3 protein-coding genes are annotated in these 16,307 nt (G+C 45.6%); all 3 read left to right on the top strand.

What is annotated here, in order from left to right:
* Positions 1 to 2,217 (top strand): condensation domain-containing protein (locus ACRRMM_RS16755; protein WP_432450915.1); only part of this gene is annotated, 2,217 nt, incomplete at its 5' end.
* 45 nt (positions 2,218 to 2,262) lie between these two features.
* Positions 2,263 to 6,096 carry a non-ribosomal peptide synthetase gene (locus tag ACRRMM_RS16750; protein ID WP_428828768.1) on the top strand — a complete coding sequence of 1,278 codons (3,834 nt, stop codon included), beginning with the start codon at positions 2,263 to 2,265 and terminating at the stop codon, positions 6,094 to 6,096.
* A gap of 62 nt (positions 6,097 to 6,158) precedes the next feature.
* Positions 6,159 to 16,301, top strand: coding sequence for an amino acid adenylation domain-containing protein (locus ACRRMM_RS16745; RefSeq protein WP_428828769.1), 10,143 nt, complete (start codon positions 6,159 to 6,161; stop codon positions 16,299 to 16,301).
* Positions 16,302 to 16,307: the final 6 nt, after the last annotated feature.

Here is a 16,307-nt window from a genome sequence, read left to right as displayed (position 1 = left end):
CCTATCGGAACAGCGATTGCCAATACTCGTTTTTACATTATGGGTTCGTTATATGACCTCTCGCCGCAAGGCGTACCAGGTGAGCTCGTGATTGCAGGGAAAGGACTGGCAAGAGGCTACTGGAATCTACCAGAGGAAACGGACAAACGGTTTGTCCCAGATCCATTTTATCCAGGAGAGCGCATGTACCGTACAGGTGATTTGGTGAAGTGGACAGAGGATGGCGAACTGATCTATCTCGGTAGAAAAGACCATCAAGTGAGCATCCGCGGATTCCGGATTGAGCTATCAGAAATTGAAGCACAGCTCCTTGCGCTAAATGAAGTGAAAGAAGCCGTCGTGACAACGGTCAAAGACGCAAGTGATCAAGATGCTCTTGTCGCTTACGCCATCACAGATGAAGAAGGGGCCACTTTGAAAGAAAGCCTAAAGCGCACCTTGCCTGAATATATGGTGCCATCATGGATCATCGAGCTAGACCAACTGCCGATGACGGCAAATGGAAAAGTGGATCTCAAAGCACTGCCAGCACCTGATATGGAAGCGAATCAAACAGCATACGAAGCCCCAAGAGATGAAGTGGAAGCACTGCTTTGCGGCATTTGGGAAGATGTACTTGGCGTCAGCCAAGTTGGTATTCACGACCACTTCTTCTTCCTTGGCGGAGATTCGATTAAAGGCATCCAGATGGCAAGCAGACTCACGCAAGAAGGCTGGAAGCTCGATATGAAACTGCTTTTCCAATACCCAACGATTGCGGAGCTTCGCCCATATATCGAAGAAGCGGACCTTCTCACAGCTGATCAGTCAGCTGTGGAAGGAGAGGTCATTTTAACACCGATTCAGCGCTGGTTCTTTGAACGGAACTTTGATCACCAGCACCACTGGAATCTCTCAATGATGCTTCATGCACCAAAAGGGTTTGACTTGGCTGTCACAGAACAAGTTCTGCAAAAACTGCTCTCACATCATGATGCACTGCGCATGGTGTTCAGACAGGAGCATGATGACATGCTGCAATACAATCAGCGGGAGTTGACAGAACCATTTTCAATTATTTCTTGTGATGTTTCAAAAGCGCAAGATGTGAAACAGGCGATTTCCACATACGCCAATGAGTATCAGCGTCAACTGAATCTTGAAAAAGGTCCATTGATGAGAGTGATTTGTTTCCATACAGAAAACGGTGATCACTTACTCATCATCACACATCATCTTGTGATTGACGGCGTTTCTTGCCGGATTTTACTAGAAGACTTTATGTCTCTTTATCATCAGGCAGAAAAAGGAGAAACGATGGTTCTGCCGCCAAAAACGCACTCTTTCAAAGAATGGGCAGAAGCGATTGAACGATATGCGCAGTCACAGCTGCTAAAAAACCAGAAGGAGTATTGGGCAGCGATTGAAAATAGACCGTTTACGACTTTACCTGTTGACCATGAAGTAAAAGAAAGAAAAGTCGCGGATACGAAAGCGGTCAAAATGCAGCTGACAGAAGCAGAAACCGAGCATCTGTTAACGAATATCCATCTTCCGTACACAACAGAAATGAATGATATTCTTCTATGTGCGCTTGGGCTGGCCGTTCAGGAATGGACAGGTCAATCTCATGTACATGTACAGCTTGAAGGTCATGGAAGAGAGGACATTTTATCAGGATTAGATATATCCCGCACAGTTGGCTGGTTTACGAGCATGTATCCAGTCGTTCTTGAAGCGAAACCGAATCAGACCATTGCAGACGCTATCAAAGGAACGAAAGAGATGCTACGGCGTGTACCGAATAAAGGGATTGGTTACGGTATTTTAAGATACATGACACCATCCGAACCGTCAGTCAAACACGTGCAGCCTGAAATCAGCTTGAACTATCTTGGGCAGATTGATCAGGAAGTGACGACAGAACTCTTTGGGCCCTCAACCTATGATATGGGCCGTCAAGCAAGCCCTGAATCTGAAGCTGTTTATAAGCTGAACCTCAGCGGTCTTGTTCAGCACAATCAATTCATTCTGTCGTGCTCATATTGTGCAAGTGAATATGAAGAACAAACGATACAGCAGTTCATCGCATTGTTGAAGGAGAAAATCAGATCCATCATCACCCATTGCTTAGCGCATCAAGAGCGAGAATTTACGCCAAGTGACTTCTCGGCTGCAGACCTTGAAATGGATGAAATGGACGATATCTTTGACATGCTCGAGGAGAAATTGACCTAACACCACTAGATCAGTCATGAAAAAGGGAAAGGAGGAATGAAATAGATGAGTCAATTTAAAAGGGATCAAGTTCAAGATATGTACTATCTGTCACCGATGCAAGAAGGAATGCTGTTTCATACCCTCCATCATCAAGAAAAAGGCTTTTATGTAGAACAAATGGATATGAACGTGAAGGGCACACTTCGGTCTGATCTGCTTGAGAAAAGCATGAATATCATTGTGGAACGGTACGATATTTTTCGTACCGTGTTCCTCCACGAAAAAGTGAAGCGTCCTGTCCAAGTTGTATTAAAGAATCGACCTTTCCAGCTTGATGTTGTGGACATACAGGATCTTTCTGAAAGTGAACAGCTTGAACGTATTGATCGTTTTAAACAAAAGGATCAGCTGAGAGGATTTGATCTCTCAAAGGATCTGCTCATGCGGGCCTCTGTTTTTCAAACGGGTCCTTCAAGCTATCGCTGGATATGGAGCTATCACCATATCCTTCTAGATGGCTGGTGTTTTGGCCTAGTTGTGCAGGAATTGTTTGCGATTTATCATGCACTTTTGCATGACATCCCTTACAGGCTGGAGCCAGTCAAGCCATATAAAGAATATATTCAATGGCTGGAAAAACAAGATAAACAAGCCTCACTTGAATATTGGACGCAATCTTTGGCTGGCTTTGAGGGGCAATCGACTTTTAAAGAACAGCGAAAGCAAACAAATGAGCATGAATTAGGTGAAATCGAATGGGCCATGAGTAAAGAAGAAACTGCTGCTTTATCAGAGTTAGCCTTGCAGCAGAATGCCACGTTAAGCAGTGCGCTTCAATCGGCTTGGTCCATTTTACTAAGCAGGTATCAGCGCTCAAACGATGTGTTGTTTGGAACGGTTGTGTCAGGACGTCCGGCAGATTTAGCTGGTGTGGACCGGATGGTGGGGTTGTTCATCAATGTCATTCCAAGACGAATTCAGCTGACAGACCAAATGACGTTCCGTTCTCTATTATCAGAAACGCAGCAGCAGTCTTTAGCGGCTGAACCGCACCAATATATCCCGATTTATGATATTCAGGCTAAGGCAGGTCAGCAGCAGCTCATTGATCATATTGTGGTGTTTGAGAATGTCCCTGCTGCAAAGAAAGACGAGCAGGAGTCACTGCTTGGCTTTACAGTAGAAGACATGAATGTCTATGAGAAATCGAACTATGATCTCAATTTACTGGCGTCGCCCGGGGAACAATTGCAGCTGAAGCTGGCCTTTAATCAGCGTGCATTTGACCCTGCATTTGTCCGTAAATTAAAGGATCAGCTGACCCTTTTGATCAAAGGGGCCATCAAACATCCAGATCAGTCAGTTCATACACTGACACTTGTGACAAAGCAGGAAAAACAGCGAATGTTAGAGGAATGGAATGCACCTGAGCTGGAGCATGATCAGCTTTATTTGACAAAGTGGTTTGAGCATAATGTTCGAAAACAGCCGAATGCAGTGGCATTATCAGCAGGTGATCACACGATGACATATGCGGAGCTGAACGAACAAGCCAATCGACTGGCAAGGCATTTGCAAAAAAATGGGGTGGGTCATCAAACGGTGACCGCCATTTTAGCAGAGCGGACACCTGAACTCATTGTCAGCTTACTTGCTGTCTTAAAAGCAGGTGCCACCTATGTGCCGATTGATCCAGATTATCCAGAAAGCCGTATCCAATATATGCTGAAAGACAGCGGAGCGACGCATCTACTGACTCATTCATCCTTTATCAGTCAGACGAGGTCACTCGCATTTGATGGCACGTATCTTTTTGCAGATGATCAAGAAATTTTACTGATGAGCTCAGAGAATCTGCCACTTGAAGCTGGTTTAGATGATACGGCATACATCATGTATACATCTGGAACAACCGGACAGCCAAAAGGCATCATGACGACCCATTCCAATATTGCCCGGGTGGTCAAAAATACGAATTACTTAACCATTTTAGAAACAGATACATTGCTGTCGTTATCAAATAGCGTATTTGATGGCTTTACATTTGATGTATATGGTGCGCTTTTAAACGGAGCAAAGCTTGTCCTGCCGCAAAAAGAAACCATTTTAGATATGGGGAAGCTCACTGAGCTGATAAAAGGAGAGCATATTTCTGTCATGTTTGTCCCAACCGCTTTATTCCATCTTCTCGTTGATGAAGGAACAGACTGGATGCGCGGTGTGCGTAAGGTGCTGTTTGGGGGAGAGAGGGCATCGGTTCAGCATGTGAGAAAAGCCTTTGATGTGATGGGAAAAGGCAGATTGTTGAATGTATACGGACCAACCGAATCAACGGTTTTTGCCACATATTATCCGATAGATGAAGCGATCCCTTTAGAGGCACGTTCTATTCCAATTGGGAAGCCGCTCAACCAGACGGGCACTTATATATTGAGTGAGCACAGACAGCTTCAGCCGATTGGAATGGTTGGAGAGCTTTGTCTGAGCGGCAAAGGACTGGCAAAAGGGTATTTGAATCGTCCTGATCTGACAAAACAAGTCTTTATCGCCCATCCATTCGCTGCGGGTGAGCGCCTGTATCGCACGGGGGATTTAGCTTACTTTCGAGAAGACGGTCTGATTGAGTATGCAGGCAGAGTCGATGATCAGGTGAAAATTCGGGGGCACCGAATTGAACTGACAGAAATTGAAGCCAACCTTCTCATGCATCAAGGTGTAAAACAAGCTGTACTCCTAGCGGATCATGATGAAACCAATCATACAAGGCTGCTTGCCTATATCACGTGTGATGATGCATGGAAAGGCAAACTCGATGACATCAAATCAAGGCTGAAAGAGCGTCTTCCAGCTTATATGCTGCCTCATGAGCTGATTGAACTGGAGAACCTCCCACTTACGCCAAACGGGAAGGTTGATAAACGCCAGCTGCCAAAACCAGAGGCACCGCAAGGAAACCGCCGTGTGAAACTGCCCGCAAATGAAGTGGAACAAAAGCTGCTGGTGATGTGGCGAGAAGTACTTGAACGAGAGGATATTAGCACAGATGACCATTTCTTTGAGCTTGGCGGACATTCTTTAAAAGCGATGTCTCTTTTGTCCAAAGTATCAAAAGAGTTTGAAGTTCAGGTGCCGCTTCATTTGTTGTTTGAGACCCCGACGATTGAAGCGCTTAGTCATTATATTCAGCATCAGGACGGGGAAACCGCTGGCTATCTTGTATTCAATGAATCTCAAACATCAACAGTCTTTGCTCTTCCGCCATTACCAGGCTACGGCTTTATCTATCAGGAAGCAGCAAAAACGCTTGATGATGTTCGGCTAGTCGCCTTTGATTTTATTGAAACGAATAACCGAATGGCGCAGTACGTTCAGCATATTCAGCACCTTCAGCCAAAAGGGCCGCTGACGTTGATGGGGTACTCAGGCGGATGTTACCTCGCCTTTGAGCTTGTTCAAGCGCTTGAACAAGGAGGACGGACAGTCGAGAAGGTCATCATGATCGATTCCTATAAGAAAATTGGAGAAAGTGATTTAGAAGGACGATCCATTGATGATGATATTGAAGCGATTGTTCATCAAACGAAACAAAGCGAACTTGCTCAAGGGGAGATCGTTCAAGAAGCGCTTGCCCAAAAGACGCGCGCCTACTATGAAACGTTTGTTAAGGGGGTGAATCAAGGCAAAATACAGGCAGATATTACGTTCATCCAATCTGAAGAACAAATAGCGATCCCGGACTGGATGGAAGAGTGGACACAGGCAACGGCCGGATCTTTTACCCAATACCAAGGCTATGGCCGGCATGCTGATATGTTCAAACATAAAGAATGTGCAGCTCAAAATGCACAGTTGATCAAACATATTGTCAATCAAACAAATAGAGAACGAGTCTTGTAAACTTTAGATTAGGCAGGGTGCAGTTTTGCAGTCCTGCCTAACAAAAAAGGAAAGGAACTCATATGAAACCATCAACCATTAACCAAACGAGTAGACATGAATCAATGGATGCGATTTTACAAGATGTAAAGACAACCATTTTACGAACCAACGAAATCGAACGCTTCGCTGTTTTTTCACGTGAAAAAACCATTCGACCGCGGCCGTATCACCTCTCTCATTTATTTCTCGACAAGCACATTGAGCAGGAGGCCGCAGCGGAAGCGATACAGACGCAAAAGGCTGTACCTGCTTTGGCCGACATGCCGCCCGCTCTTTCCTATGGAGGAGATCTCGATGTCACACAAGGCGCACAGACCTTACAGGAAGTCTTAACAGAGGCTGCAAAAACGACAAATGGGCTTACGTATATCGTGAATAGCAAGAACGAACTCACACAATCTTATGCGCAGTTACAAGGAGATGCTGAAAGGGTTCTGACTGGTTTAAGGGCACTGGGGCTTAAGGCAGGCGATCCTGTTTTCTTTCAATTCTCATCGAATCATGCCATGGTCACTGCCTTTTGGGCATGTGTATTAGGCGGATTTGTTCCAACGCTTGTGTCGGCTGCCCCAACCTATCGGGAGATGAATGCTGCAGTGAAGAAGCTTCATCACGCTTGGAAGCTGCTCGAGCATCCGCTCATCCTAACAGATGACTCACTGATCGAGGAGGTGCAAGGGTTAGCCTTACTGTGGCATACAGACCAATTACGTGTCGCAGCAGTTGAGCCGATGCTGACATTAGAAAGAGATACAGCCGCTCATCCTGCCGCGCCGGATGATTCCGTCTTCTTTATCTTAACGTCTGGAAGTACAGGGATGCCAAAGTGTGTAGAGCATTCCCATAGAAGTGTGCTGGCGAACGTCAAAGGAACAGTGGCAGCAAATCAATTTACACAAGAGGATGTCTCATTAGACTGGATGCCTTTAGATCATATTGGTGGCATCGTGATGTTCCACCTTGTCAATGTGTACACAGGCTGCGAGCAGATTCGGGCAAGAACGGATGACTTTATCGCTCAGCCGTTGCGGTGGCTTGACTGGATGGACCGCTACCGTGCAACGAAGACGTGGGCACCTAACTTTGCATTTGCGATGATCAATGATTATGAGAAAGAGATTTCATCAGGGTCTTGGGATCTGTCGGCGATGACCTGCATGATCAATGGGGCAGAGGCGGTCGTGCCAAAAACCATCCACCGATTTCTACACCTGCTTGCTCCGCACGGCTTAAAGGGAGATGTGATCAGACCGGCTTTCGGCATGTCTGAAATCTCATCAGCGGTTGTGTTTTCCTTTGCGATTGAGCGTGGAGATGAAAACAGCGGGGTTCTGACCTTTGAGGAAACGTCGCTGACAGAGCAGCTAAGACCTGCAGAAGCACGTGAGACAGGAACCGTCAGCTTTACAGAGTTGGGCAAACCGATTCCAGGTATCACGATACGCATCGTCAATCATCAGCATGAGCTTCTTCCAGAAGATCATATTGGCCGTGTGCAAATAAAAGGTCCAACCACCATGAAGGGCTATTACCGGAATGACGAAGCGAATCAAGAAGTATTTCAAGCGGATGGCTGGTTTCACACGGGTGATTTAGGTTTCCTGCACGAAGGAAGGCTGACACTAACCGGTAGAGAAAAAGACATGATTATCATCAACGGGAAAAACTATCACAACTATGAAATTGAAGCCATAGCAGAGGAAGTACCGGGAGTAGAAACGAGCTTTGTGGCTGCTTGTTCTGTCCGAATGGAGGCTTCTGCATCCGATGAACTGATTCTCTTTTTTACACCGAAGCTGTATGAGCCAGCTTATATTATGAGGGCAAGTCAGCACATTAAATCCCATATTGCAACAAAAATGGGCTTGTCTGCATCTCGCATCATTCCTGTCCAGAAGTATGCATTTCCCAAAACAAGCTCTGGAAAAATAGAAAGGGCACAGCTCAAGACAAGATGGCAAGAAGGCGAATTTGATGAAATGATCATGGAAATGGACATGAGACTTGAAAATGAACATACCTTGCCTGATTGGAGTTATCAAAAGAAGTGGATACCTGCTCCACTTGATGCAGCTGACAAGCAGATCATAGGGGACGTTGTGATCTTTGCAGATCCATTAGGACTGGCAGATCAATTGAAATCTTTTGCCAACAGTGAACAAACATACATTACGGTTGAACCGGGTCAAGCGTTCAAACAACTCACACACACTCACTTCATCATCCACCCGAATCGGCCGTCTGACTACGAACAACTCTTTGAGACGCTCCGTTCGTATGGCGTTTCGGTGAAACACATCATTCACCTTTGGAACTATACAAACCAAGAAGACAAGCTTTATGTGGACAAGGCAAAACAAGCGCAGAAAACGGGCAGCATGAGTGCATTATTTTTAACAAAAGCCATTTCCGTCTATGAGGAGCAGGTGGCCATCACTTTTGTCTCAGCCCATGCGATGAATGTGCCGGAGGATCAAATCCACGATGTAGAAAAAGCAACGACAGTAGGACTGATGACAGCAATTCAGCATGAATGGCCGTTTATCAAGGTGCAATGTCTTGATTTTTCTCTAGCAGAATCGGTATCTAGTCATTCCCATGCAATGGCGATAATGGCAGAACTCACACATGACCAAAACCGTCATGTCGCTGCTTATCGTCAAGGCGTTCGTTATATTCCCTTTTTAGCACCTCTTCATTTGGAAAAGGAACAGAAAAGGAAAGAGCCGCCATTTGAATCATCTGGGCTTTATGTCATAACAGGCGGGCTAGGCGGAATTGGACGTTTAGTCAGTGAATACCTGCTGACATCTTATCAAGCACATCTCGTGTTGCTTGGAAGGAAAGAGAGAGAGGCACTTTCTAGTGACCAGCAAGAGACATTGTCTTTGCTAGAAAAGCAGGCAAAATTGCATGGCGGTAAGGTTCTTTATGAGAAAGCAGACATCACGGCTGAAAAAGAGGTAGAAGCGATCATCTCTAGACATGAGGTCGCTGGAAATCGAAGGCTGGATGGCATCATTCATTTCGCAGGTATCATTCAAGAAGAACTGCTTGCTGATATGACATCTGTGTCTCTGAATGACATGTACGAAGCGAAGGTATATGGAACGATTGCGCTTCATGAAGCTGCCTCCAAACGCAGGAATGTTTTATTTCTTTCCAGCTCGTCAGCCCGAACGCTAAAGGGCGGTATGACTGTCGGCGCCTATTGCGCTGCCAATGAGTTCGTTGAACAATTTGCTCATTATCAGAAGCTGACATCTACAGTGAAGCCATATTGCTTTAGTTTCAGCATGTGGGACGAGATTGGCATGAGTGAAGGCTCCATGATAAAAGGCATGTTAAAAGAAAGAGGTTATCTCCCAATTTCAAAGCAGGCAGGCTTCCAAACGATGCTCGCATGTCTGATGACAGATGCTCCGCTCATTTATACGGGATTGGATCGATCGAAGAAAGAGATTCACGAGATGGTCCATGCGGATGCGGAGATGCAAACAGAGCAGACCTTTTACGTCTTTTTCAAAACTGATCAAACAAAGGCGGTGGAAGAGCGGCTTTATCAATCGATTCATACATGTTTACAGTCCCGTCTATCTGGTGAATATGCCGTGCATTTGTTTCCTGAGGAATATTGGAAAGAAACAGAAGATGGAACGCCAGATGAGGCATATTTTCATGAATTAATAGAGGAAAGCGGAATGGATTCAGACAACAGAGCACCTCACACAGAAACGGAGAAACTGCTCGCACACATTTGGTCAGAGTTGCTCGATGTCTCGGATGTCAGCTGCGGCGATCATTTCTTTTTACTAGGAGGTCATTCGCTGAAGGCGACGCAAATGCTGTCTGCGGTTAGACAAAAAACAGGGTTTGACGTGCCGCTTGCTGTGTTGTTTGAACATACGAGACTCGGAGAATTAGCAGACTGGATCGATTCAAATGCCAAAGCAGATGAAGTGATTCCGATGAGAAAAATGGAGAAGGATCGGGAAATTCCGATGTCTTATGCCCAGCAAAGACAGTGGTTCCTTTATCAATTAGAGCCGGATCTGCCATTTTACAATAATACGATTTCTTTTAGGATGAACGGGCCTTTAGATATCAAGGTGCTTCAGGAAAGTCTGCATCATATGGTGGAAAGACATGAATCGCTCAGAACGTCCTTTACAATGAGCGGGGATGAACCGGTACAGGTCATTCATGAACAGATGGCCCTTCCAGAGCTTGAGGTGATGGACCTTTCAGGCATAGCGTCACAGGAAGAGAAAGAACAAAAAGCGGCTGAATGGGCGAAAGAAGAGGCATCCACACCTTTTCAATTAGAACACGAAGCGCTCTTTCGAGTAAAGCTGATTCGACTTTCACCCGCAGAGCATATCTTGCTTATGTCCATTCACCACATCGTGTCAGATGGCTGGTCGATCGGCATTGTTGCAAGAGAATTATCCGAGTGGTATACAGCGGCGATTGAAGGGCGGGAGCCTCACTTGCCGGCACTGCCAATTCAATATGCGGATTACGCACTGTGGCAAAAGGAGTATTTGACAGGAGAACCATTACGTAAGCAGCTTGCCTATTGGAAGGAGCAATTTGCGGCACCTGTTGAAGATTTGGTATTGCCGTATGATCATCCGCGGCCGGCCGTTCAATCCTACAAAGGGAAGACGAAAACATATCAGCTGTCGAAGTCACTGTCTAAAAAGATTGAGGCGCTATCTAAGAAAACAGACAGCACACTTTATATGACCTTGCTGTCGGCTTTCTCTACACTTTTACATCGATTGTCTTCACAGGATGAGTTTGTCATTGGCTCGGTCATTGCTGGGAGAAATCGAACGGAAATGGAGCATTTAATCGGATTTTTCGTGAATACATTGGCGCTTCGGATCGACCATAGCGGGAATCCAGCCTTTACGGAATTATTAGAGCGAGTGAAGGAGACAACCGTCGGTGCTTATGCACATCAGGATGTGCCGTTTGAGATGGTGGTCGATGAATTGAATATTGTGCGTGATGCCAGTAAGCAGCCGCTGTTTCAGGTCATGTTTGTTCTGCAAAACCTACCGCTTGAAGCTTCTCCAATGGGAGAGGCGACGTCGGTTTTAGCCATTGAAGATAATGATACAGCGAAATTTGATCTATCCCTGTTTGTGTTTGAAGGAGCTGAAGGGCTTCAGTTAAAGCTTGAGTATCATGCGGATTTATTTTCTGATGACACGATGGAGCGATTCCTTGCATACTACGAGCACCTGCTTGAAGGAATTTGTGAAAATCCAGCGCAGCCGATCAGACAAGTGAATTTCCTGCCAGAGAAAGAAAAGCATCAATTGCTCTATGAATGGAGCGGAAAGACTGATCAACCAAAAGGTCCGCTACTCATGACGGAACGATTTGAAGCGCAAGTGAAAAAGACACCTCATGCAGTGGCGCTCGAGTTCCAGGGAGATGAGTGGACGTACCAGGAGTTACACGGGAAAGTCGATCGTCTTGCAGCCTATTTGCAGCAGCGAGGCGTGACGCCGCATGAACCAGTTGGACTGCTCATCGACAGATCGCCTGAAATGATTCTTGGGGTGCTGGCCATTGTGAAAGCAGGAGGGGCTTATGTGCCAATTGATCCTGAATATCCAGATGCCCGCATTGACTATATGCTGAGAGATACAGGGATTCGGCTTTTACTGACAAAAAATGAATGGCTGAAAAAAGTATCCATCCATCAAACGGAACTCATTTGTCTTGATCAAGGGTATGAAGAATTTTTACCAGAAGCAGAGGTCATGCCCGCTGCACTAAGACCTGATGGACTTGCTTATATCAATTACACATCGGGGTCAACTGGACAGCCAAAAGGAGTACTGATCCCGCATCAAGCGGTCGTCCGGCTTGTGTGTGAAACAGACTATGTCACCCTTAATGAACAAACGCGCATTTTACAAATCGCTAGCTTCTCTTTTGATGCATTTACGTATGAAATATGGGGTGCCCTTTTAAACGGGGGAAGGCTCATACTGACGGATCGAAATACCATTTTATCAATGGATACATTAGCGGAAGCACTAAAAACTTATCAGATTACAACAGGGTTCCTGACTGTGCCGCTGTTCAACCGTTTAACAGAAGAACATCCAGAAGCTTTATCTGGACTTCATGCATTATTGATCGGCGGAGATGCCTTATCAGCCGCTCATATCCGAAAAGCACTACCGTATTTGCCTGAAGGGCTTTTAAATGGTTATGGACCAACAGAGAATACAACATTCTCCTGTGTGCATCACATTCGAGCACTGGAAGAAGATCAGGCGACGGTCCCGATTGGACAGCCTATTGCTTATTCACAAGCTTATGTATTAGATGACCAAATGCAGCCAGTTCCGCAAGGCGTCATCGGCGAAATTTACGTTGGCGGCACAGGGCTAGCACTTGGTTACCTTGGAGATGAAGAAAAAACAGCATCATCATTTATCCCGCATCCTTTCCAAGAAGGAGCGCGTTTATATAAAACAGGCGATATGGGCCGCTGGCTGTCAAATGGCATCATTGACTGTCTTGGAAGAATCGATCATCAAGTGAAAATTCGCGGACACCGCGTGGAATGTGGAGAAATTGAAGCCGCTATGCTGACATTTGATGACATCACAGAATGTGCCGTTATCCCGCATCAGCATGAGAGTGGTCATAAGCGATTGATCGGTTATTTTGTCCAAAAAGGCGGCATGACCACGCAAGACATTCGCAAAAACTTAAAAGACATCCTGCCAGATTATATGGTACCAAGCCTATTAATAGAGCTGGATGAATTACCGCTCACGCCAAATGGCAAGGTAGACCAAAAGCGTCTTCCCCCGCCAGAGTGGAGACAAGAAGAAGTAGAAACAGCCATTGACAAAGCAGCTACTGAGGAAGAACGTGTGTTAGAAAAAGTGTGGTCTCAGCTGCTAGGCGTTCCTTCTATTGGCGTCCATGATAACTACTTTGAGCTTGGCGGAGATTCCATTATTGTCATACAAATGGTGGCACGCTTAGCACAGGAAGGCTACGTCATCCAGCCGAGAGATGTATTTGAAAAACAGACCATCTCACAACTCGCACAAGCCATGAGAAAGGCAGAGGTCTCTACGGTCTATGATCAATCACCTGTGACAGGAGAGGTTCGTCTTCTCCCGATTCAATCATGGTTCTTTGAGCAATCGATGACCAATCAAGATTATTGGAATCTATCGGCGCATATTGAAATGAAGCGATCTGTTCCACATGAACAGTTAACACAGGTTCTTTCAAAACTGGTCGATCATCACGATATGCTGAGAGCTATATATACAAAAGAGGCAGATGGCACATGGATTCAAACCATTCGTGAGCCTGGTGTCACACCTTGTGTCACATTCTTTGATGTGACGGATGTGTCTCAAGAGGAAGCACGGGAACAAATCCGCTTGGAGACAAGTGCCTGTCAAGGAACATTGTCATTACAGCGCGGAGAAGTGATCAAAGCGATTCTTTTCCATACAGGTGAAGACACGTCTGAGCTCTTTATTGCTGCACACCATCTCGTCATGGATGGCATATCATGGCGCATGATACAAGAAGATGTACTAAATGGATTGAAACAGCTTGCTTCGGGGCAGGACATCATATTTGCGAAAAAAACCGCTTCCTATAAGCAGTGGGCAGATGCCTTATATGAATATGCACAAACAGATCAATTACAAGCGCAGGCCTCTTTTTGGCAAAAAATCAAGGATCAAGAGGAAGAAGGTTCTCCTTTCCAACTGCCTGCGCTTTCTAATATAGAAGAACATGCAGAGATCCTGTCGGTTCAGCTCACAAAGGAACAAACAGATAGGTTACTTAGACAGGCCTCACAAGCATACCGAACAGAGATTAACGATTTACTGTTATCAGGCCTCACGCAAGCAATTGGAAAGCCAATGCTCATCACGTTAGAAGGGCATGGACGCGAGGATTTATTTGAACAGATGGATTTGTCACGGACAGTCGGCTGGTTTACAAGCTCTTATCCTATTTTTATTCCTTTTATTCAAACCGATGTTGCAAGACAAATCAAAGACGTCAAAGAAACCTTACGAGCTGTGCCGCAAAAGGGAATCGGCTACGGTTTGCTTCAATATATGACAGAATCTCGTTTACTCAAAACGGTAACGCCGCAGATGAGCTTTAATTACCTCGGTCAGTTAGATCAGGCAGATGGCGAAGCCAAGCTTTATATAGCAGACGAACGAAATGGACATGTTCACGATCCGAAAGCAGAAAGACAGCATTTGATCGATGTGTATGGATATGTGACAGATGGTCAGTTGCAGATGAACTTTATGATCAATCGAGAACTGCTGCAAGATCAAGAGGTGCGGTTGTTACCTGAGCGTTTTAAAGAAAAGATGGAGATCATCTTGACGCATTGTGTTGAAGCGAGCGGCGGCTTTACACCATCTGATTTTCCGATGGTTCAGCTCACGCAAAAGCAAATAGATGAACTTCCAGACAATGTAGTCGATGTGTATCCGCTGTCTCCAATGCAGCAAGGAATGCTGTTTCATGCACTGCTAGATCAAGACTCACAAGCTTATTTTGGTCAGGTGCATATGACGCTCCAAGGCTTAACAAACGGCGATGCCTATGAACAAGCTTGGAATCTTCTTGTAGAACGTCATTCGATTTTGAGAACAAAATTCGCTTGGGAAGGGCTGAAGGAGCCTGTTCAGTTCATTCAATCAGAAGGAAGCATCCATCTCACTCAGCACGATGTGCGCCACCTGAGTGATGCGAAGCAAGAAGAGACAATCGAACACTTTTTAATATCTGATCGTTCAAAGGATTTCCATTTAGACCATATAGATGAACCGCTAATTCGGATTGCTTTATTCCGTTGTGATGAGGAAAGATGCACGTTTGTCTTTAGTTTTCATCACATTTTAATCGATGGCTGGAGTTTGTTCAGTTTTATTCAGGAATCCTTTGCGCTGTATCGCTCTCTTGTGGACGACCGAGAGATCAGTCTTTCTACAGTCCGTCCATATAAAGATTTTATCGAATGGCTGCAAAAGCAGGATCAAGAGAAGGCGCAAGAATTCTGGCAGCGTTATATGTCAGGCGTAGAGGAAGCGACACCGCTTCCAGGAGACGGCGAAGAACATGCTTTAGACCAAGAAGTAAGCATGGCGCAGTCCAGCGTCAAATTGACGCCAGAGATGCAGCAGAAGCTGGAGAAGATGACTGGCAAGCAGAAGGTCACGATGAGCACACTGATTCAATCAGCGTGGGGACTACTCTTGCACCTTCATTCGGGCGCAGAGGATGTCATATTTGGGGTGACCGTATCTGGCCGGCCAGCCGACTTACCAGAAGTGGAAAGCATGACAGGGCTCTTTATTAACACATTGCCGCTTCGTTTACCGATCCATTCGGACTGGACGATTGCACGATTGCTCGCCCATACACAGGAAACCGTTTTTCAGATGAGAGAATACGAGTATACCGTACTGCCAGATATTCAGCAGATGACGGAAATTCCAAATGGAGAGGCATTGTTTCACAGCATTGTCGTGTTTGAAAACTATCCGATTGAATCCATTGAGCCGTATGGCGTACGCATTTTAGACATCGCCAGTCATGAAGAAACAAATTATGACTTAACCCTTGTCGCAGTGCCGGGAGATACGCTGGAGCTCCGGATCACATACAACTTACATCAATATACAGAAAAGCAAATACAAACGCTGATGCAGCAGCTGATTCACACACTTGAAGCCATGACAGAACAAGTGGATACGCCGCTATCTTCCTTCACCATTGTGACGAGTGAGGAAAAAGAGCGGATGATTAGTGATTGGGCGAAAAACGCACATGTCAGCGTGCTATACCCAGACCAAGAAGAAGTTTATGCAGGCGTACATGATCCTGCCTATGAAACGGAAATATATGTCCTGAATGAAGAACATCAGCTCATGCCGGTTGGATTTCCTGGAGATATTTTTATCGGCGCAAAAGAGATCAAAGCACTTTTTGGAGAGCTAGCCGATTGGATGGAGGCGCATAAAATTCCGCATCCATTCAAACATCAAACAGGCGAATACCTTTATCCGACAGGGGATGTCGGCGTTTGGACGGAAGAAAGCAAGATTCAGATTTTGGATTGGATGTAGGAGGAG

This window comes from Bacillus sp. XT-4 (assembly GCF_050864245.1).
Classification (GTDB): domain Bacteria; phylum Bacillota; class Bacilli; order Bacillales; family Bacillaceae; genus Bacillus; species Bacillus altitudinis.
This window is presented reverse-complemented; position numbering and strand designations above follow the sequence as displayed.